21 protein-coding genes and 1 other RNA gene are annotated in these 18,510 nt (G+C 46.2%); 5 read left to right on the top strand and 17 right to left on the bottom strand.

Going from position 1 to position 18,510, the window contains the following annotated elements:
- Positions 1–443 precede the first annotated feature (443 nt).
- The 4 genes from ABJ225_RS04625 to ABJ225_RS04640 all read right to left on the bottom strand — a co-directional run bounded on the left by ABJ225_RS04625 (position 444) and on the right by ABJ225_RS04640 (position 2,890).
- Positions 444–1,043: a response regulator gene (locus tag ABJ225_RS04625; protein WP_347318711.1), complete on the bottom strand. Its 600-nt coding sequence runs from the start codon at positions 1,041–1,043 to the stop codon at positions 444–446.
- Entirely contained in the window at positions 1,040–2,176 is a 1,137-nt protein-coding gene (locus ABJ225_RS04630) for a sensor histidine kinase (RefSeq protein WP_481900596.1), read from the bottom strand. Before ABJ225_RS04630 ends, ABJ225_RS04625 begins: the two co-directional genes overlap by 4 nt.
- A 31-nt stretch (positions 2,177–2,207) precedes the next feature.
- On the bottom strand, positions 2,208–2,408 hold the full coding sequence (locus tag ABJ225_RS04635; protein WP_373921185.1) for a hypothetical protein: 201 nt from the start codon (positions 2,406–2,408) through the stop codon (positions 2,208–2,210).
- A gap of 203 nt (positions 2,409–2,611) precedes the next feature.
- The gene (locus tag ABJ225_RS04640; RefSeq protein ID WP_056536297.1) at positions 2,612–2,890 is read right to left on the bottom strand and encodes a DUF6509 family protein; all 279 of its coding nucleotides are present in this window, start codon (positions 2,888–2,890) and stop codon (positions 2,612–2,614) included.
- Positions 2,891–3,012: 122 nt separating this feature from the next.
- On the opposite strand from ABJ225_RS04640, the gene ABJ225_RS04645 reads away from it, so the two are divergent.
- Positions 3,013–3,303 carry a hypothetical protein gene (locus tag ABJ225_RS04645; RefSeq protein WP_053426960.1) on the top strand — a complete coding sequence of 97 codons (291 nt, stop codon included), beginning with the start codon at positions 3,013–3,015 and terminating at the stop codon, positions 3,301–3,303.
- Between the two features lie 86 nt (positions 3,304–3,389).
- On the opposite strand, the gene ABJ225_RS04650 is transcribed toward ABJ225_RS04645, so the two are convergent.
- On the bottom strand, positions 3,390–4,307 hold the full coding sequence (locus ABJ225_RS04650) for a phosphatidate cytidylyltransferase (RefSeq protein ID WP_148984307.1): 918 nt from the start codon (positions 4,305–4,307) through the stop codon (positions 3,390–3,392).
- A gap of 118 nt (positions 4,308–4,425) precedes the next feature.
- Between ABJ225_RS04650 and ABJ225_RS04655 the strand changes: the two genes are divergently transcribed.
- On the top strand, positions 4,426–4,986 hold the full coding sequence (locus ABJ225_RS04655) for a hypothetical protein (protein ID WP_079516155.1): 561 nt from the start codon (positions 4,426–4,428) through the stop codon (positions 4,984–4,986).
- A 27-nt stretch (positions 4,987–5,013) separates the two neighbouring features.
- Here the strand turns inward: ABJ225_RS04655 and ABJ225_RS04660 are convergent, their stop codons facing one another.
- From ABJ225_RS04660 to speD, 4 genes are all read right to left on the bottom strand, one after another.
- On the bottom strand, positions 5,014–5,583 hold the full coding sequence (locus tag ABJ225_RS04660) for a branched-chain amino acid aminotransferase (protein ID WP_235563549.1): 570 nt from the start codon (positions 5,581–5,583) through the stop codon (positions 5,014–5,016).
- Positions 5,584–5,596: 13 nt separating this feature from the next.
- Positions 5,597–6,364 carry an exodeoxyribonuclease III gene (locus ABJ225_RS04665; RefSeq protein ID WP_079516156.1) on the bottom strand — a complete coding sequence of 256 codons (768 nt, stop codon included), beginning with the start codon at positions 6,362–6,364 and terminating at the stop codon, positions 5,597–5,599.
- Between the two features lie 211 nt (positions 6,365–6,575).
- A complete protein-coding gene (locus ABJ225_RS04670; protein WP_347318717.1) occupies positions 6,576–7,649 on the bottom strand; it encodes a PRK06851 family protein in 1,074 nt (357 codons plus the stop codon).
- Between the two features lie 126 nt (positions 7,650–7,775).
- Positions 7,776–8,591, bottom strand: coding sequence for an adenosylmethionine decarboxylase (gene speD / locus ABJ225_RS04675; RefSeq protein ID WP_053426955.1), 816 nt, complete (start codon positions 8,589–8,591; stop codon positions 7,776–7,778).
- 137 nt (positions 8,592–8,728) lie between these two features.
- On the opposite strand from speD, the gene ABJ225_RS04680 reads away from it, so the two are divergent.
- Positions 8,729–9,850 carry a CAP domain-containing protein gene (locus ABJ225_RS04680; RefSeq protein ID WP_347318719.1) on the top strand — a complete coding sequence of 374 codons (1,122 nt, stop codon included), beginning with the start codon at positions 8,729–8,731 and terminating at the stop codon, positions 9,848–9,850.
- A 435-nt stretch (positions 9,851–10,285) separates the two neighbouring features.
- Here ABJ225_RS04680 and ABJ225_RS04685 read toward each other — a convergent pair whose 3' ends face one another.
- The 4 genes from ABJ225_RS04685 to ABJ225_RS04700 form a co-directional block, all read right to left on the bottom strand.
- Positions 10,286–11,002, bottom strand: coding sequence for a DsbA family oxidoreductase (locus ABJ225_RS04685; protein ID WP_347318721.1), 717 nt, complete (start codon positions 11,000–11,002; stop codon positions 10,286–10,288).
- A gap of 66 nt (positions 11,003–11,068) precedes the next feature.
- Positions 11,069–13,627: a helicase-related protein gene (locus ABJ225_RS04690; RefSeq protein WP_347318723.1), complete on the bottom strand. Its 2,559-nt coding sequence runs from the start codon at positions 13,625–13,627 to the stop codon at positions 11,069–11,071.
- Positions 13,628–13,711: 84 nt separating this feature from the next.
- Positions 13,712–14,149, bottom strand: a complete 438-nt coding sequence (locus ABJ225_RS04695; RefSeq protein WP_179125819.1) for an SRPBCC family protein — start codon at positions 14,147–14,149, stop codon at positions 13,712–13,714.
- Between the two features lie 25 nt (positions 14,150–14,174).
- On the bottom strand, positions 14,175–14,960 hold the full coding sequence (locus ABJ225_RS04700; protein ID WP_347318725.1) for an HAD family hydrolase: 786 nt from the start codon (positions 14,958–14,960) through the stop codon (positions 14,175–14,177).
- Between the two features lie 147 nt (positions 14,961–15,107).
- On the opposite strand from ABJ225_RS04700, the gene ABJ225_RS04705 reads away from it, so the two are divergent.
- Positions 15,108–15,404: a DUF948 domain-containing protein gene (locus ABJ225_RS04705; protein ID WP_347318727.1), complete on the top strand. Its 297-nt coding sequence runs from the start codon at positions 15,108–15,110 to the stop codon at positions 15,402–15,404.
- Positions 15,405–15,571: 167 nt separating this feature from the next.
- Here ABJ225_RS04705 and ABJ225_RS04710 read toward each other — a convergent pair whose 3' ends face one another.
- The 3 genes from ABJ225_RS04710 to ABJ225_RS04720 all read right to left on the bottom strand — a co-directional run bounded on the left by ABJ225_RS04710 (position 15,572) and on the right by ABJ225_RS04720 (position 17,484).
- The gene (locus ABJ225_RS04710; protein WP_347318729.1) at positions 15,572–16,645 is read right to left on the bottom strand and encodes a metallophosphoesterase family protein; all 1,074 of its coding nucleotides are present in this window, start codon (positions 16,643–16,645) and stop codon (positions 15,572–15,574) included.
- A gap of 165 nt (positions 16,646–16,810) precedes the next feature.
- A non-coding RNA gene (gene ssrS / locus ABJ225_RS04715) (6S RNA) lies at positions 16,811–16,998 on the bottom strand.
- A gap of 48 nt (positions 16,999–17,046) precedes the next feature.
- Positions 17,047–17,484 carry a peptidylprolyl isomerase gene (locus tag ABJ225_RS04720; RefSeq protein ID WP_048003744.1) on the bottom strand — a complete coding sequence of 146 codons (438 nt, stop codon included), beginning with the start codon at positions 17,482–17,484 and terminating at the stop codon, positions 17,047–17,049.
- A gap of 172 nt (positions 17,485–17,656) precedes the next feature.
- Between ABJ225_RS04720 and ABJ225_RS04725 the strand changes: the two genes are divergently transcribed.
- Positions 17,657–17,950 (top strand): phage holin family protein, encoded by a 294-nt coding sequence (locus tag ABJ225_RS04725; protein WP_347318731.1) that lies wholly within the window; start codon positions 17,657–17,659, stop codon positions 17,948–17,950.
- A gap of 20 nt (positions 17,951–17,970) precedes the next feature.
- Here ABJ225_RS04725 and ABJ225_RS04730 read toward each other — a convergent pair whose 3' ends face one another.
- Positions 17,971–18,495 (bottom strand): type 1 glutamine amidotransferase domain-containing protein, encoded by a 525-nt coding sequence (locus tag ABJ225_RS04730; protein WP_048003745.1) that lies wholly within the window; start codon positions 18,493–18,495, stop codon positions 17,971–17,973.
- Positions 18,496–18,510 lie beyond the last annotated feature (15 nt).

Below are 18,510 nucleotides of genomic sequence, written 5' to 3' on the forward strand. Positions count from 1 at the left end.
AGGTTAAAAAAACTAATAGCGTGAGAGAAGTTTCCAACCTTATACCCTCATAGACTTATTACATCATGGTACCTGTGCCATATCCAGTGGTTGAGATTGTTATAAAATGGTCTCTTTTTGAAATCTGGTAGGCGATAAGCAGGCTTCCGTGCCTCTTCGCTGTGGCCAACCGCTTTCCACGGGATGTGCGGTGAGCCTCCTCATTCTTGCAAGGTTTCACCCTGCCCGCTTGGCACATTGGAGTCAGTTGGCTTCCGCTTCTACCACTCTGTAGTGAAAAGTGGAAGTTACCGTAGAAAGAAAAGAAGGACTTTATATACGTTTGATTTTCTGATCATTGTTGTAAGCAGGTCAAGTTGTCTACCCGTTCCTTCGGTTCTACCCATGGTGAAGGGTGGTTTCAGGTCGGGGATCATCATTTTTGTTCAGTGCAAAAAAACAACTCACTTGAACCAGCCTTTCTCCTTCGATTGGGTAATGGCTTCGATCCTATTTTTCACGCCTAGTTTTTCAAGGATGGTTGAGATATAATTGCGGACGGTCCCTGCCTTCAAACTGAGTTCATCGGCGATTTCCTGCGTGTTTTTCCCATCTGCGACGAGCCATAGGACCTCTTTTTCACGATCTGTCAATGGATTTTCTTCCCCATAGACATCATCCATGAGTTCTGGTGCAAACATCCTCTTACCGTCCATGACGAGACGTATGGATTGAGCCAGTTCTTCACTGGGACTATCTTTCAGAAGATATCCCTTCACCCCTGCCTTCAGGGCACGTTGAAAATACCCTGATCGTGCAAAGGTGGTCAAGATGATGACCCTGCAGTTCGTGTCCTTCAGTCTTTCTGCTGCTTCCAGACCGGTCATCTTGGGCATTTCGATATCCATCATGCATATATCAGGACGTAGTTCCCGAACGAGCGAGAGCGCTTCTTCCCCGTCTCCTGCCATCCCTACGACTTCCATATCATCCTCGAGGTTCAAGAGGGAACCAAGGGCCCCCAGCATCATCCTCTGATCTTCTGCAATCACGATTGAAATCAATTGTAACCCTCCCTGTTTGTATCTTTTATTACTTTAGGCACGATCATTGTAAGAGTGGTGCCATCTTCTCCGTCGATTCCAAGCTCTCCGTTCACGAAGTCTAGCCGCTCACGGATTCCGATCAATCCACTCCCTTTTGATTTTCGGTAATCCTTAGGGATGCCTTTACCGTTATCAGAAAGAACGAATCTAAGGCTATCATGGCTTTCCACCACCCTGAGTGTACACTCTGTGGCGCCGCTATGCTTAACGATATTTGTAACGGCTTCCTTCAGGCACATACTGAGGATATTCTCAAGGAACAGCGATATATTGGGGAGCGGTTCCTCGTATTCAGGGATGAACCGGATGTCGGCAGCTGACAAGAGCTGACGGATCCGGATGAATTCATCCTCGAGCCGGATACCCCTCATCTGTGATACGAGTGTCCTGACTTCGCTCAACGCCGTCCGTGCCGTCTGCTGGACATCCATGAGCTCGCTCTTCGCCTGCTCCGGATTCTTTTCAACCAGCTTTCTGGCAAGATCACTTTTCAATCCGATCAATGATAATTTCTGACCAAGGGTGTCGTGGAGATCCCTTGCGATCCGCTGCCGTTCTTCCTGCTTCACCAATTCCGAGATCCGTTTATTGGCGTCCTCGAGTTGCTCTTCTAACTGCCCTTGTTTGTTTCGATTGAAAATATTGAAAGGAAGCAGAATCACACTGATCCAAATGATCAGGATGAAAGGAAACTGAGAGAGGAAAACCTCATGCTGGAGGACGAATTTATAATTGATTGATGCCGTTGTGAGGACCAAATGCACCACATATAGCGTCAGGAACGCCGCCCGGTTCCGTATATTCCCATTGTAATAGGCGATATAAAAGGCAAAATAGATAAAATTGAATTGCACGGTCATCGTGATGGAAATGGCGATCAGGATCCCTGTCCACAAATACACCGGCCACCTGCTCGACAGGAAGGCAAACCGCAACGATATGAAAAACATGATCGTCAGGATGATACCGGTGATGATTTCCATGGTGGAGGAAGATTGAAAAATGAAGTAAAACGGCAGAATCGACGCAATGGCCCACACATAAGGTGACGTGCCTGAACCTTTGACCTTCCCTGTGGAAATGTTCATCATGATTCCTCTTTTCCTTTCAGACATAAAGCCCTTAATATTTCCTTTTTTGAATGGCTTTTTGTTTTTGCATCACGTCATACGATTTATGTATGATATCGCTTAACACGTCACCTTTATAAACACGGCCGATTTTTGTGTTCTCTTGATAGTATTCGACAATCTCATCCAATTTCTCCGACGTTTCCGGGTCAATCCTTACATTAAGCTGCATCTTCCCTTGATTTGACAACATTTATCTCCACCTTTCATCAGAAGTATAGCAACTGCTAGCACTTAGATATCTTTATCATAGCACATGATATCAGGAAAAATCGACCAAAAAGTACAACGTTTAAAAGAAATCCAGGAGGAAATCCTCTCCATCCACACCCCCTTCTTATCATAAAAAAAAAACACCCTTTTACCGCAGCCAGGGCCGTAAAGGGTGTTTTCACATCAGATATTTTCGTCACAATAAGCAACCAATGCCTGCTCTTCTTCTTCCTCAAGGGCAAAATCCAAGTAGGTTTCGGAACCCCGTTCGATGATAGAATACTGAGCGAGTTTGGAGGATGCTTCCTCCCTGACATAAATGCCTTTTATATACATTCCGGATGGTGTATATAATTCATCATCTTCCGGAACTTCGATTTCAATCATGACTTCATACCGCTGTCCCGGAAGGATTCCGGTCGGGTCTTTCAACTCTTCTGCGTTCATTTGAATAATCTCCATGCATAACTTCCTTTCATACCTTTTCCTAAACCCCTATTATACACGTAATCCCTCCCTTTCACACCATTCTCTTCTCAACCCCATGTTTTCTCGGTTATAATGGTGCTTTAAGGAGTGATCTCATGGAACGAAATGAAATGGAAAAGAAAATCATTGAAAACTATCAAAAAGATGAAAATATGATGATGATGGTTTTTGCCCAATGGTGCGTGAATCAGGATCTTGATCCCGTTGCCGTTTACCTCAAAGCGTATCCGGAGCAGAGAGATAATCCTGTCCTGAAACAAATGATGGAGCTGACGGTCCCGAAAGAGGAATCCTCAGATATTCCTTACAGTACCCTTCTGGGCGTCCTCCAGTTGTTCGGAAACGAAGATTTGGCCATCGCCATTCAGGACATGCAAAAGAGCTGAAGGAAAATCGCCAACTAAATCCGTTATACACATTCATCGTTAACATTCTTAATCTAGAAGCCTGGATTCTCTTCCAAGCTTCTTTTTTACATAAAATCAAAATAATAGCGGATGATGTGAAAGAAAATCGGTGCTGTATAAGCCAGACTGTCCACCCGGTTCAAGTAGCTTTCCTTCAGGGAAGTGAACTTCGGCCGGTCTCCGATCAGAAGATCGCGTTTCAATACCGATACCGTAAGACTTCCGATAAAGGCACCTGTCGCAATGATGACGCCTGACAAGAGACCGAATGTTTCATTCAGTGGCGTCAGATATGGGTAGAGGCTAAAGGATAAGCCCGTTGTAACCAGTAAAGCCACCATATACCCTTCCCATGTGATGGCAGGATTCGCTGTAGGAACCACCTTTAAGCGGCCGGCATAGATGGAAACGAGATGTTGAACGATGTCACTCACCTGCGTAAGGATGACAAGGTAAAGGACAAGATTGGCTCCGTATTCGGGACTCGCAACTTGGAAATAGGCCAGATGGCTAAGGCCGAACACCATAAGCATCAGGCCCCATTGAGTAGAACTGACCGACCTTAAGAACCCTACGGTGCCTTTCCCCAGGATCCTCGGTAGCGGCAGAAGTAAAAAAACGTACACAGGGATAAAGACGATGAACATTCCATACCAGCCAAGGTAGATCCAATAAAATTGGAGCGGGATTGATATGTATGCCCACAGGAAAATACGCCGGTCGGCCTTCCTTGTCTTCATCATGGAAAAATACTCTTTCAGAGAGAAGAAGCAAAGGATCATTAATGAGAGCATGGATACAAGAGGGTTGAAAAGGGTGGCAACCGTAAAAACGACAAACATCCCCCACCATGTTTTAATCCGCAGGGAAACACGGGAGAAATCCTTGTCCCCTTGGAACTTCCTTACTGAAAGGAATGCCAGATGACCGGCTGAAAGCGTCAGGAAAATGATGAATAACGTCCAATAAGCGCTAGTGGTCAAAGATGTCCCCCCTATTGTTAAAATCCTTTAAAAGGATGGGTCATTGGTCATATTAACCCCTCAGGTTATTGTATAATGAAGAAGGTGGAACATCTACATTTTTTTAGGAGGTGCGCGGTTGGAAGACCACTTTATTTATATTTTATTGACGGATACGGGCACCCTGTTCACTAAATCGATTAAGAGCTATACGAAAGCCCCCTACAATCACGCGTCCATTTCATTTGATCGGGAACTCACGGACATGTACAGCTTCGGGAGGAAGCATCCATCCAATCCTTTGTCTGGTGGATTTGTAAAGGAAGATGTCCAAAGTGGTACATACAGCAAATATCCGAAGACGACCTGTGTGATTTACAGGCTGAAGGTGTCTCAGAGGGATACGCAAAAAATGCTCCGGGTTCTGAATGTATTCAAACGCAGCAGCAATAAGTATCTCTATAATCTTTTCGGGATCGTCGGCGTGACGATGAATGAGCCGGTGGAATTCAGCAACTCCTACTTTTGCTCCCAATTCGTCGCGGAAGTATTGAGCCGGTCGGGCGTCAAGCTCTGGGATAAGCTACCCGCCCTGGTTACCCCCGAGGATTTCAGAAGATCCCCATCGTTTGAGCTGATTTACGAAGGGACACTGTCAGATTATGAACCCGTCAAAAAGCAAAGGAACCTCCCGGAATGAACAAATCCGGGAGGTTCCTTTTGGTTATCATTCGATTGTAAAGCGAAGGAAGAAAATAAATTGATAAACCATCTCATACGCTTCCAAAAGGGTAGCTTCTTCACTGAACCCCCTCATATCATTCAATGTCAGATTGAGGTCCCACAGACCATCCTCCCCGTTGAATAAAAGTTCGTAGGAGTCCTCTCCATTCGTCAGGGTCTCAGCCAGGATCTGCTTGATTTCAGGACCAAATTTCTTTTGGAGTTTCAGTCCAAGGAGAGCGCCGTAGGTTTGGAAGACGTCATTCATCTCAAGGGAGACTCCGTCAACTCCCACACGGTCAAAGCACTCCGCTTCCAGATAGACGAAGTGTTCCGGGTTTTCCTTCAGGTACCGGACAGGTTCGTCCAGTATCGCATGACCATCAGCAATCAATTCTTCCGTTTCCTTATCGCATCGCTCCACAACCGCTTGTGAAAGGGCGGTCTTAAAATCGATGATGGTGAGTCCTTCCGGGGACTTCAAGTCATTTTGAAGGAGATACTCCATTTCTTCAGGCAGGGCTTCAATGGTACCCTCGACTCTGTCTGCCCACTCAGTCATTTTCTTTTTCATATGTAGTTCCTCCTTATTCGGATAGTTCTTTGAATTCAGCGTATACGGGACAATGATCGCTGCCGAGCACCGCTGGTTCCATCCCGGCTGAAGCAAGTGAAGTCGCCAGGGAACGCGAAGCAATGACATAGTCGATGCGCCATCCGATATTGCGCTCCCTCACCTTGTTCATGTAAGACCACCAAGTGTACGCATCATCACGATCCGGATGAAGATATCTGAACGTGTCGATGAATCCGGCATCCAAGAGCTTCGTCATCTTCTCCCTTTCCTCATCCGTAAACCCTGAATTCCCACGGTTTGAACGGTCATTCTTCAAATCGATGGGTTGATGGGCGACATTCAAATCCCCACATAGGACGACAGGTTTATGCTCATCCAGTTTCTTTATATATCCCCTTACCTTATCTTCCCAACGAAGGCGGTCGACTATTCGGGATAAATCCCGCTTTGAATTCGGGGTGTACATGGTCACAAGATAGAAGGATTCGAATTCACATGTAATCAATCGCCCTTCTTCTTCAACCTCTCCCTCAACAAATCCGTAACTCACATGGAGTGGTTCCGTTTTTGTGAAGACGGCTGTCCCAGAGTATCCTTTTCTTTGGGCATAGTTCCAATACTGATGATATCCTGGCAGATCCAATTCGATTTGACCCGCCTGGAGCTTTGATTCCTGAATGCAGAAGATATCCGCATCACTATGTTTGAAGAAATCAAGAAAGCCCTTTTTGACACAGGCCCTGATTCCGTTCACATTCCAAGAAATTAGTTTGACCATCTCTCATTTGCACCTCTGATTTCATGTTTCCGATCGTTGATCTCTGGTCGGAATCCCTGCTATTATTCTACCATATTTCATTCAGACGAACGAAATTATACTAAGATAATATATGATGTTGCCATTATTATATTAGAATAACATTAGCTCGTGTTGATTATTTTCCGACAAAAATAAGGCGCGGGGAACCTGCCCGCACCTTCATCCCTCATCATTGGATTTCTGATTCTATCCGGTTGTAGAGATTTTCCGTTATCCGCTCCACCTCATCGAAATCCATCAGACTGACATAGATCCCTTTCATCTTGTCATGAAAATCCTTTGCTTCACTCAGCGTCTGGATCGCTTCCTTCATTTTATCTTTGTAGCCCTTCGTCGCCTCTTCAATCTCACGACTGAATGTTTCATCGGTTCCTTCCGTGATACATCGATCATACATATCAACGATGTGATCCCCTTTCCGTGAAGGGAAATACTCGTGGGGAGCCGTACTATCAAAAATGGCGATGCCCTGTTCCCTTAGGATGACCATATCCAGGCTATTGGGATCAAAACCGCAGTGGTATACCTCCACACTGAACCCTTTATCCCTCCCGCTTGCTGCAATTTTTTTCAGCATCGTTGACTTACCGGATCCTGCCCTTCCCTTGATGAAAAACCTGTCCGTAAGACCATCGGTGAGGTTTTGGATGTAGTCGACTGCGCCGATCGGGGTTGCCGCACCAAGGAATCGACGCGTGATTCTCCCTTCTGTTCCCTGTTCCTCTCCTGCAAAGAAGCTGGCAATCAATTCCTCCGTCAGGGTATTGGCTTCTTCAAAATCCATATTGGAAATGTACACTTTTTCGATGTCATCATGTTCTCTCAAGGACGCTGCAAACGTATCATAGGCTTCCTGTCGTTTACCGATGAACTGATTGTGAAAAGATAACACGGCTTCCGTATGATCTGCTAGCCTCTCCATATCCAATGCCTTTGTAAGATCAATTCTTTCCACGACCGCCTGGGCTACATTGAACATTTCACTGCCATCGATTACACCAATCCCCTTCTCCGGAAGCAGGATGGCATCCAAGGCATCAGGTTGCAAAGCACTATGAATGTAATCCAAGTCATATCCCGATTTCTCAAACCGTTTACCGAGCTCCTTCAAAAGGGTCGATTTCCCTGCCCCTGGCCCACCGTCGAGTATATACACTTTTTCCAATTCTTCAAAAGCGGAATCCGATAAACTGATCAATCCTTTTGCAGTATTCCCGCATGCAAAATAATGTTTAATCGTCATGGAATCATCCTCTCTTCACTCTTCCCTTAAGCAGGGAGGCGGTTCGCCCATAGTAAACCATATGTCTTACAGCCTGCCCCCGTGAATCGGACAAAAAAAAGACGCCCTCTGACCCGGGCGCCTTCCCTATTCCCTTTTATCCATGTTCTTACCGTAAAAAATTTCATCCATCTCTTTTTTCAGCTTGCTTGTGATTTCCTTCGCCTCTCCTTCATCGAGGCGGTCTTCCGTATACCCGAACAGATAGTTGTTCAGATCGAATTCCTTCAGTTTGCACTTTGTATGGAAGATGTTCTGCGGATATACATTTACATCAATCATGTCGTATTCCTCTTTGATTGCTTCAGGTATATAATTCTGGATGGATTGAATATCATGATCTATAAATAGCTTGCGGCCATTGATATCCCGGGTGAACCCCCGTACTCGATAATCCATCGTCATGATGTCTGTATCAAAGGAATGGATGAGATAATTCAATGCCTTCAGTGGAGATATTTCACCGCAGGTGGATACATCGATATCCGCCCGAAATGTACTGATCCCTTCATGGGGGTGGTATTCCGGGTATGTGTGGACGGTAATATGGCTCTTATCCAGGTGCATGGCGGCGCTTGCCGGAAGTGGGCCTGGAGATTCATCGAAGTGTTCAGTGGGGACTTCAACGATCGGACCTTCCGATACCAAGATGGTGACACTTGCTCCCTGGGGGACATAATCCTGCTTGGACACATTCAAAACATGAGCCCCGATGATATCAGACACATGTGTCAATATGCCCGTTAGACGTTCCGCATTGTATTGTTCATCAATATATTCGATGTACGCCTCACGCTCTTCTCGCGTTTTCGTATAGCATACATCGTACATATTGAAGCTTAAGGACTTTGTCAGATTATTGAATTCATGGAGCTGAATGCGCTCTTGATGAGATAAATTCATGAAACACTTCCCCCTCATTACACGTATGTGTGTATGTTACCCGAACACCCCCAAGGTAAAACAAACTGGTAATAGCTTTTTCTTTTTACTTTGAGCTTGGATTGGTTAGAATGGAAGTAGGAATGGAGTTGTATATCGTGAAAAAACTACTACTGCTTATCGTACTTATAGCAGCTGCATATAATACCAAGCCACTATGGATCGAACAGGTTGAGGCATCGAGTCTCGGCTCCATCATGGACAAATTCCAGAAATTCAAGGAACGGGATGACGTACAGGGTGCGATAGACGGCCTGGATCAAGGAATGCAATCCCTGCTTACAAAGCTGGATGATTTAAAAGAGAGCAAGGATAAAGAGCCAAAAGAGCCACAAGCAGAAAAGCCGGCACTAACCACCCCAAGCAGTGACACCTTCTCTGTTCACAATATCGAACTTGGCGCTGACAAGAAAGAAGTAGAGAAGCAAGCAGGCGATGCCCAGAGGCATTCCATGAATGAGTATGGCGTAGAATGGTTCGCCTACCATGACCACTACCAAAACTTCTTCATGGCCTCTTATGACGACAATGGCAAGGTGAACGGCCTATACACGAATCAAGATCTCATCGCTTCCACGACAGGTATTAAAATCGGGGCCTCCAAAGAGGATGTACGTAATGAAATGGGCAAACCCCTCGAACATATCCGTAAGGGGATGACGCTTTTCCAACTTCAGACAGACGGGGAGCATGATGTTTTTGAAGTCGATGACTCCTATGTGACGATCTTTTATGATAAGCATGAGAATAATACTGTCACAGCCATCCAGGTGATCGATTTTGGCTTGGAGAACGAGAAGAAGGATTACTACACTAAAGCCTCTGCATCCATGAAAGAAGGATTTGAGTATCAACTCTTCGACCTCACGAATGCCATCCGGGTCAGGATGGGTGAATCCGTCCTGACATGGGATGACCACGTCAGGGAAACGGCAAGGAAACATAGCGATGATATGGCAGAAAACAACTACTTCAGTCACACAAACCTCGACGGCGAATCGCCTTTCGACCGGATGGCCGATGATCAGGTAGCCTTCAGGACGGCGGGAGAAAATCTTGCCTATGGGCAGCTCAGCTCGATTTTTGCCCACGAAGGCCTCATGAACTCGATGGGTCACCGTGAAAATATCCTTCAGTCCCATTATGAGTACCTCGGCGTAGGGGTTTCATTCAATGAAAAGGCCCAACCCTATTACACCGAAAACTTCTATAGTGAATAATCCTCATCCGTTCAAGCAGAGAGCAAGGAGGTTGGGACAAAACTAAAAAGGGATTATTTCACGACGAACAATATCAGTATGGCTTCTTTATACCGCTCATGATTTCCGTGCAAGACTTCGCTTTCCGCGGGTAGCCCGTGAGCCTCCTCGGCAAGCCTGCGGGGTCTCACATCAGCTACTCTTCCCGCTGGAGTCTTCGTCTTGCACTCCAATCAACCGCTGGAAACGAGTACATATAAATGGTCAAAGAACAATTTAATAACCCGAATGAACTTGCCTGAAAATAGGGAAATTCGTTCGGGTTTTACTGTGGGTAAGACACTTTTGTCCCAGCCCCTTCCTATTTTCACCCCCTATGACAAACAAGAAGACCGACTCGTGATGAGTCGGTCTTAGTGGCATAGAGGAAAGACATTCCAAACGCTGCTATATCATTTACTTTTCTTCAGGTATCTCGCACCCATTTTCATCGCACGTCATCCCCTGGTCCGTGTTTAGTGAAGTCAAAGGGGAACGGGATTCCTCTTCCCAAACTTTAGCCAGCGCATCACGGAAAACTTCAGGTGGTTGCGCGCCGGAAATGGCATATTTCCTGTTAATCACAAAAAATGGTACGCCTTGTACCCCGATCTCGCGTGCTTCTGCTTCATCCATTCGGACTTCCTTCGCATAGGCTTCACCTTTAAGGACTTCAGTTGCCTCATTCCTGTCCAATCCGGCAGACTCCACAAGGTCGAGAAGGGTGGCTTCGTCACCAACATGCTTAGAATCGGCAAAGTGAGCTTTCAAGAGCAACTCCGTCAACTCAGCCGCTTTTCCTTTGGTTTGTGCGAATTTAGTGAGTCGATGAGCATCGAATGTATTCGTCGGCACACTGGTATCAAAGCGGAAATCAAGGCCAACGGCAGCCGCTTGTTGGGTGAGGCTTACGGAATTATTCCTTGCTTGTTCTTCAGTGATCCCGTACTTGGACGCGATCAGCTGATGGATGTTCTTATCCGTATCCTTAGGGAAGTTCGGATCAAGCTCGAAGCTCTTGAACTCGACTTCCACCTCATTTGCATGATCAAACTGCTCAAGTGCCTGCTCCAGGCGGCGTTTTCCTATATAACAAAATGGACAAACATAATCAGACCATACTTCTATTTTCATCCCTTGCACCTCTTTACTGTTTAATCTAGGGGCATCGTACCATATTTTGAGTCATAATACCCATCATCAGCTCAGTCGTCTTTTTTTTCGTTTCGACCTGTTGCCATGACAGCGGTCACAGATGGAAAAGCCGAATTCAGGCGGCAGCTTCTTCCCGCAGCTCCTGCACGTGCGGCTGTAGGATTGAACCTCGTCTGAAAGGGAATCATGCACGCCATCTGCTATCTCTTCCCTGACCCGCTCCCAATAGGCCGCTTCTGTCTGGCGGCCAAGACGATAGAGAAAGAGGAGGTGTAGGCCCACTGATTTATAGGATAGTTCCTGTTGTTCCAAATTCCGTGTCCTGATGACCGGTTCCGGTAGCTCCTCACCATCGATGATGGCATGCATGCATTGGAGCCACTGTGTGATCAGGCGATCCTCCTTTTTGCTGAAAGGAAGGTGAAGGAAACCGTATAGGTCGTCCAGGGAAAGCCTAGCTTCGATGTCTGATCCCTCGATTCGTTCATACAGCTCTTTTTCCTCAATCAACGAAGCCTTCTCGGTTCCTTCAGGAGACTTGAATCGATCCCAAAGCTCGAAGAAGGTCCCCAAGTGATTACTGTAGCGCTGGAACCGTTCAAAGACCGAAGAGGTGGGTGCAACGGCAAAACGATTGAGGGGGCGGTCTTCCTGATGAAGGAGTTTTTCCATCGCTTTGACGTGCCTGCTGAATGAAACCTTCCCCACCTCATAAAGCCCCTTCCGTCCTGCACGGCCGGCGATCTGTTTGACTTCCTGTGAAGACAGCCGTCTTCTCCTGGTTCCATCGAATTTCTCCGTTTCAAGGAACACGATCCTCCGGATGGGGAGATTGAGACCCATTCCAATGGCATCCGTTGAGACAATCAGGTTCGTCTTCCCTTCTATGAATTGCATCATTTGCTTTTTGCGGGTTTCAGGCGGCATGCTTCCATAGATCATACTCACCTTATGTCCGCCGGACTGAAGCCTTGAGGCTGTCTCCAGAACCTTTTTCCTTGAAAAACAGACGATCGCATCTCCGTTCTTCGCGCTTCGAAGCTTGAATTCCTTTGGTTCCACCTGCAGGGGGATCTCGCGTTTATAATGGTGGACCGTGACATCCTCCTCACTGAGCAAACGGAACAGCAACTCTTCCACATTGGTGCTGCCAATGATATGGACTTCCTTCGCCCTGGATTTGGTAATGGCCCGATACCATGCGTAGCCCCTGTCCTGGTCGGAAATCATCTGGGCTTCATCGATCACAACCACATCATAGAAATCCTTCTCATGGAACATTTCCACGGTACTGGCACTATGAAGGGCACCAACAGTCACTTTCTCTTCTTCACCGGTTTTCAGATTACATGGGATTCCCTCACGATTTAGTTTATCGTAAACCTCCAGGGCAAGAAGACGCAAAGGTGCAAGATACATACCGCTCCGGGCTTTTTTCATACTTTCCAGTGCGGTATGGGTTTTGCCTGTATTCGTTTCACCGAGATGCAGGATATATCGGATATTGCTCTTACCAGGGGCACTGTACTCCCGTCCAAAAATGGACTCCATCATGGCCTCCTCTTCCCGCTGTTTCCTCTCCTGTTCCTCCCTTTCTTCCCGTTCACGCTTTTCTCTCTCTTCCATATCTGCTGTCAAGCTAATCAGCTGGACTTCAGGATCCCACGGTCCTTCCGCAATCTCAAGGAGGCGCGCTACCTTTTCTTCACCTAGCCATTTAAACCAGGTGTTCATCATTGACAAGAAAAGCGGGTGATTCATCCTGCTCAGCCTTTCCATATTCAAAGGCTGACCAAAGGCTTCCAGGTAACGTTCGAGGTGATCTTCCGATAGGGCTTCAAGCAGTGAATTCACAATCAGCTGATCGGCATGATAGGAACTGAATCGCTCGTAAGGCGCCAGATATGTTTCATACTCCCAGGCATCCCGGTCCCAATGCTCACTTTTTTTATTGAGGGATCCCGTGAATTCTCCCATGAAATCCTCCAGTAAAGGATAGTGTGAAGAATGGAATGCACCCTCTTCTCTTAGCTGGTCTTCCTCTAGGATGAATTTTTTCTTATTTCCGATGTCACCTACAACTTTCTGCGCCATGAGGTAGCGAAGCTCTGCGTACCATGCAAGCTCCTTTTTCCGAACCTGGTCCTCCACCCACTGAAGGATATCCCTTCTGATTTCCTTTTGAAGCGTGGAGCGCTTTATACGGGCATGATCTTCCTTCTGTTGATCTTTGACTGCATTGAAACGGTCCTTCCACTCCTGACCTGCCTTGACTGTCTCTTTTAACCAAGCTTCTCCATCGAATGGGTCTATCTCCCTTATCTCGTTCCTGAAAAGCTGATTCACCCATTTTTTCTCCATTCCGTTCAGTTCGATTCCCCGGCTACGGAGAAAGGCCTTTTTGTGGCTGATCATGAGGTCATTGGTTACCCTATTCAACCACGTATTGATCCACACCTGATGAAAGAAAGACCTTCTGTCTGTTACATAGTCATCGAATGACGGGCAGCTTTTTCTCTCCTGCATGTAGCGTATGATGTCTTCATCTATTTTTTGTTTCGTTTCATTTATGGCTTCTTCCCTTACGTCCTGAAGCTTTTGCATGCTGTATTCCCCAATCTTATTATTCTAAGAATCTTTAGTTTATCATAGTTGGATGCAACACAAAAAGCCCGCAATCCAGCGGGCTTAGTTTTGTTCCAACCTGATTTTGATGGCAGTTGACAACGACACGATCATTTCCTCCATGATTCCTTCCAATATCCTGTCCGGGACCCACTTTCGGGAACCTTTCGGATTCATGGACAGCCATCCGTTCATGATGGTCCCGTCCCCGTCAGCTTTAGCCGTGAATTCACCACATCCCCCGAAAGATTTCTTCACATCTTCCATGGTGAAGCTGATTTTCTCCGGCGGGATCCATTCCGTCACCCTGACTTCCGCCGCGACCGTTTTTTTAATGAGGCCATAAGGGATCTTCATCTTCCATTCTACGTGATCGCGTGCAAAACGCCTGTGTCCTATATACCCTGAGACGAGGGGAGCCCATTCTTCCAACTCGGATATGAAATCCCATACGGCTTCGATGGGCGCATGAACAAGTAGGGAACAGCTACTTTTGACCAAAACGCTACCTCCTTGCAGTGTCTAATCAAAGACGATCGAGCAGTGGAATGAGACCGGCCAAACGATCAATCTCATAAGTAGGAGTAACCACTTCAGGCGTCTTTTGATGATGATTGATCCAAACGGTCCTGATCCCACATTGATTGGCACCTTTTATATCTGTATTCAGATTATCGCCTACCATGATGGCTTCTTCCTTTTCTATCCCGACTTTCTCGAGGGCAAGCTCAAACATCTCAGGCTCCGGCTTTCCTTTCCCTACTGCCCCCGAAACGATGATTTCCTTGAAGTATGGGATCAATTCAGGCGTCAGCTCAAGCTTGGTCTGCTGCAGATGGGGTGATCCGTTTGTCAAAAGGATCAGTTCATACGAACCTTTCACCTTCTCGAGTACATCAAATGTTTCATCGTATACAAAAGGATGCTTCTTGCGTTCTTCCCTAAAGCGTTCGGCAAGTTCTTCTCCTAGACCCTCCACCCTTACACCTTCACGTTCTAGTCCGTTTTTCCAAGCTTCTTCACGATAGCCCGGTGCAATCCGGCTAAGCTTGGTGAAATTCTCGTCATGATAGTCGAAGAAATCCCCCCAAAGACCTTCGAATGGGTTGATCCCGATCATTTGTGTGAATTCATATGTATCATACGAGGCATAAAGCTCCCTAGCAGAAGCCCTCACAGAAGATTCCAGCTCATCAGCATCCACTTTCACCTGAGTGGCTGCATACCGGCATGTAGCACTGAATGCTTCGGAAATGCTTTTGGCATCCCATAATAACGTGTCATCCAAATCGAAAAAAATTGCTTTTAACAAAACTCATCCCTTCTCTCCACTTTGTTTTATACTCTTAAGATTACAAGGAGACGCCACATTCGTCTATAATAATCACGAGCATGCGTTTTTTTAAAGTGAAAAAGGGAACATAGTAAGTATACATATCCGTCAGAAGGAGGAATCGACATGTGGATTGTTTATATAAGCATCGCCATCGTGGTGATTGCCATCATCATGCTCGGCGTATCCATTGTCCGAACGTTAAAAACGACTAAACCGGTCATTAATCGTATGAATGAACAAGTGGAAAGCATCCAGGGAAGAATGAATAAACTGACAGACGAATCGTCCCAGCTTCAGGCCACCCAACAGGAAATCCAGAAGGATATCGAGTTCAAAAAGGATAGCATCACGATGACAGTTGAAGAAGCAAAGGATCTTCCACGCTCCATCAAATCATTGTTTAGAAATATGAAGGCTTGAATCCCTCCTCTAGTGAGGGATTTCGTTTTGATTTGTTTTATTTTGTTTACATAATATTATTATGATATATTTGAACGATCGGTTTGCCTCTGGTATAGTTGAGATGCCCCTCCTGGACATTCGCTTGTTGCGGGACACTTAACCATGTACGGACAGGAGGGGCACCTTTACTTGAGTAACCCCTTGGGAATCCACCCCACCCTTCCCTCTTTTTTCACCAAATCAAATCCTGTACATCCTCCATCGACCAACTGCACCCTTTCACCGCTTGTTACAGGAAGCAAGGTAAATGACACATCGTCCTTCACGTTATGACCATCATCCTCTATGTATTCATTTTTAACCCAGAACATTCTTTCCGTCTTTTTATGCATGCATCGGCTGAAATCCTCTGCCACTTCCAACCGTTCGATCTCATAATCCGGGAACGTGATGCCGGCCGCCTCTTGATTGTGCGGCATATAATCGCCTTTAACCTCGAAATCAGGAAGATGATCGACATACATGAAGGAGTATGCTCCTGATTCGATGATCAGTGCATTCAATTGTCCGGACGATTTCACGGCACAACCGCCATCGATGGAGATCATTTTCTTGTCGTGGTTGATTAATGGTGCATGGGAGAAGCCATTTTCAATGTAATTGACCACAGGCCAATGTCCAACGATGACCTGTTTACCTGAACAGTGATACCCTTCCATGAACGCCCTCTTCGTCAATGCCTCCATCCGGCTCGTTTCATGCCACTCTTCCCCTGGGTCAATCCCTGCATGTACAAATAGATACCGTTCGCTTTCGATGGCGGTGGGAAGTCCTGAAAGCCACTCGATCTGCTTACTGAAGCTATTCACCAGGACATTTTTCATTTCTTCTATCCCCGTACCCTCTGAAAACGTCATGTCTTCTTTTATCATCCACTCATGAAAGAGGGATTTTTCTCGACGATTCAAGTACCCTATCAAATCTGGATTCAATTCCATCAAATCGTCCACCAATGTATCACAATTCCCCTCTAACACGTGTACGTTCGGGCTCTTAACTGAAAGTTCCATGATGTAATCCACCACGCCGCTGCTGTCGGGTCCCTTTTCGCATAGATCTCCGATGAACAACAACCGATCGTCTCGTTGAACATGTACTTTTTGCACTAATTCCTTTAAAAGATCGAGTTCCCCGTGGATATCACCAATGACGATCACTCTGGACTTATCAGGGATACTGATTTTCTTAATTTTTTCCATACGGGACATCCTCCATAGCATTATTGGTAGCGTTCCGACCGTATATGGCCATTATGGACTTTTCTATGTATGTCTGAAGAACGGAGATGATGGATTGCTTTTAAAAGTCCAATACGCACATACATAAAAAGCCAGCCTCCTGAGAGACTGGCTTCCATGTGTGTGTTAAGAGCCACAGTTGCCGTAACGGATTATAAGAAAGTTTTAAACCACCACTCCTCAAAGTGGGTGTTTGCAGAAGGTTTCCTGCCGTCCTCTATCGTGGAGGCATGGCATTCCGACTTCGATATAAAACTCCCTATTACAGCTTAAAGGTTAAAACTTCGTTATGGTTACGTACAACGCAGCCTGTAGATAGTATAATACAACAACGCCGGATTTATTTCAACCCTTGTGCCTGATTACGCGTCGAAGACTTCTACTTTCTCCATTACGTCACCATTTCTCATCGCTTTTGCGATTTCGAGTCCAGACGTTACTTTACCGAATACAGTGTGAACACCGTTCAGATGCGGCTGAGGCTCATGGACGATGAAGAATTGGCTTCCGCCTGTGTCTTTTCCAGCATGAGCCATGGAAAGAGAACCGGCCTCATGCTTATGAGGGTTGCCTTCTGTTTCACATTTGATAGTATATCCAGGACCACCGGTACCTGTACCGTTCGGGCAGCCTCCTTGACTTACGAAGCCGGGAATCACACGGTGGAAAGTCAAACCGTCATAAAATCCTTCTTTTGCAAGCTTTTCGAAGTTCTCCACTGTTCCTGGTGCTTCATTCGGGAAAAGATCGAATTCGATTTTTTCACCCGTTTGGAATTGTATGTATCCTTTTTTCGCCATTATTAACAGCTCCTTTTTTCAAGTGATCAAGCTATATCATACCATTCCCGGGAAGGCATGTCACTCCAAGTGTCGGTGAGATTCCAAGATACGTTCAAATAGCGGTCATGAATCTCCGTAGTCGGTGAATATCCTAGTAAAAGGACAACTCTGGTTGAGGGAGAGATGCGTGATGATGGAAGAATTATTAAGGGGGATTTCAATTGATCCCCAGCTCACGATATTGGTGCCTGCCCTATGGGTTCTCGGGTTTACATTAAAAAAGACCCCGCATGTGGAGGACTGGTTGATCATCTGGATCCTCCTCTTATGCGGGGTGCTCGCCAGCGGCTGGAAGCTTGATTTTGACTTCAACGGCATTGCCAACGGATTCATTGCAACTGGTGCTGCCATCACGACACATCAGTCATTCAAACAAACTTTTTTCTCCAGGGTCTCGGATCGCGGAAGGAGAGAAAAGAAGTGATTATCAGAGTGCATCGCGCTCTATTTTTTTTGAAGGACCCCGATGAACTCCCTCATATAGTCGGGAAGATCCGGTGGTCGTCTACTTGAGATGATGTGCCCATCAACGACAACGGGCTCATCGAACCACTTAGCACCTGCATTCTCCATATCATCCTTGATTCCCGGAGTACTGGTGACGTTTACACCGTCCAAGATCTTAGCGGAGATGAGGACCCAGCCAGCGTGACAGATCTGTCCGATCGGTTTCTTTGCTTTGTCCATTTCTTTAATCAGCGAAAGAATGGAGTCGTATCTTCTCAGCTTATCAGGAGACCAGCCTCCCGGGACAAGGATGGCGTCGTACTCATCAGCATCCGCTTCATGGAAACTGTGGTCGGATGTGATGGGAACTCCGTACTTACCCTTATACGTTTTGTTTTTTTCCTCTCCGGCAATATGGACGACTGCCCCTTCTTCCCTCAAACGAAGGACCGGATACCATAATTCCAGATCTTCAAAATCGTCGCTTACGAGCTGCAGCACGCGTTTACCTGTCAAACTCATCGTAACACCTCACTA

Origin of the sequence: Rossellomorea sp. RS05, assembly GCF_039822645.1 — a bacterium.
Classification (GTDB): domain Bacteria; phylum Bacillota; class Bacilli; order Bacillales; family Bacillaceae_B; genus Rossellomorea; species Rossellomorea marisflavi_B.

Bases quoted from the DNA above. Each gene is read 5' to 3' on its own strand.
- ABJ225_RS04630 (WP_481900596.1), bottom strand. From the start codon at position 2,176: ATGATGAACATTTCCACAGGGAAGGTCAAAGGTTCAGGCACGTCACCT.
- ABJ225_RS04635 (WP_373921185.1), bottom strand. From the start codon at position 2,408: ATGTTGTCAAATCAAGGGAAGATGCAGCTTAATGTAAGGATTGACCCG.
- ABJ225_RS04640 (WP_056536297.1), bottom strand. From the start codon at position 2,890: ATGGAGATTATTCAAATGAACGCAGAAGAGTTGAAAGACCCGACCGGA.
- ABJ225_RS04645 (WP_053426960.1), top strand. From the start codon at position 3,013: ATGGAACGAAATGAAATGGAAAAGAAAATCATTGAAAACTATCAAAAA.
- ABJ225_RS04660 (WP_235563549.1), bottom strand. From the start codon at position 5,583: ATGAAAAAGAAAATGACTGAGTGGGCAGACAGAGTCGAGGGTACCATT.
- ABJ225_RS04665 (WP_079516156.1), bottom strand. From the start codon at position 6,364: ATGGTCAAACTAATTTCTTGGAATGTGAACGGAATCAGGGCCTGTGTC.
- ABJ225_RS04670 (WP_347318717.1), bottom strand. From the start codon at position 7,649: ATGACGATTAAACATTATTTTGCATGCGGGAATACTGCAAAAGGATTG.
- speD (WP_053426955.1), bottom strand. From the start codon at position 8,591: ATGAATTTATCTCATCAAGAGCGCATTCAGCTCCATGAATTCAATAAT.
- ABJ225_RS04685 (WP_347318721.1), bottom strand. From the start codon at position 11,002: ATGAAAATAGAAGTATGGTCTGATTATGTTTGTCCATTTTGTTATATA.
- ABJ225_RS04690 (WP_347318723.1), bottom strand. From the start codon at position 13,627: ATGCAAAAGCTTCAGGACGTAAGGGAAGAAGCCATAAATGAAACGAAA.
- ABJ225_RS04705 (WP_347318727.1), top strand. From the start codon at position 15,108: ATGTGGATTGTTTATATAAGCATCGCCATCGTGGTGATTGCCATCATC.
- ABJ225_RS04710 (WP_347318729.1), bottom strand. From the start codon at position 16,645: ATGGAAAAAATTAAGAAAATCAGTATCCCTGATAAGTCCAGAGTGATC.
- ABJ225_RS04720 (WP_048003744.1), bottom strand. From the start codon at position 17,484: ATGGCGAAAAAAGGATACATACAATTCCAAACGGGTGAAAAAATCGAA.
- ABJ225_RS04725 (WP_347318731.1), top strand. From the start codon at position 17,657: ATGATGGAAGAATTATTAAGGGGGATTTCAATTGATCCCCAGCTCACG.
- ABJ225_RS04730 (WP_048003745.1), bottom strand. From the start codon at position 18,495: ATGAGTTTGACAGGTAAACGCGTGCTGCAGCTCGTAAGCGACGATTTT.